General features: G+C 64.6%; 1 protein-coding gene. It reads left to right on the forward strand.

Features of this window, described 5'->3' with window-relative positions:
- The coding region (locus tag HMPREF2924_RS11930) for a phage BR0599 family protein (protein WP_070700493.1) at positions 1 to 491 on the forward strand (491 nt) is incomplete at both ends.

Here is a 491-nt window from a genome sequence, read left to right on the forward strand (position 1 = left end):
ATGGGCAGGATCGACGAGGTGAACTGGCCGGCCGACAGCCGGGTGCAGATCAAGTGCCGGCTGCTCGGCACCGAACCGCGTACATCGATCAGCCTCGCATGGGGACGTGAGTGCCCTTACACGGTGTTCGATCACAACTGCCGGGCAGACCGCGAGCAATACCGCGTGCCGTTCACAGTCGAGTTGCGTGATGGCAACAGCGTGACGGGGGCCGGCAACGCGATCGGCGGCTACCCCGATGCTTGGTTCCGCGGAGGCTACGTCGAGTGGGACAGCGGCCAGGGAGTGATCGAGCAGCGTGGTATCCAGCTGCACACCGGCAACCGCCTGGTCCTGGTGGGTGGCACCTCGCTGTTGGCTCCTGGTACTCGGGCTGTCGCGTTCCCTGGCTGTGACCAGCTCATTCAGACCTGCAACGACAAGTTCGACAACACGCCCAACTGCGGTGCAGTGCCGTTTCTTCCGGGCAAGTCGCCGTTCGACGGCGATCC

This window comes from Pseudomonas sp. HMSC063H08 (genome assembly GCF_001813645.1).
Taxonomy (GTDB): Bacteria; Pseudomonadota; Gammaproteobacteria; order Pseudomonadales; family Pseudomonadaceae; genus Pseudomonas; species Pseudomonas aeruginosa.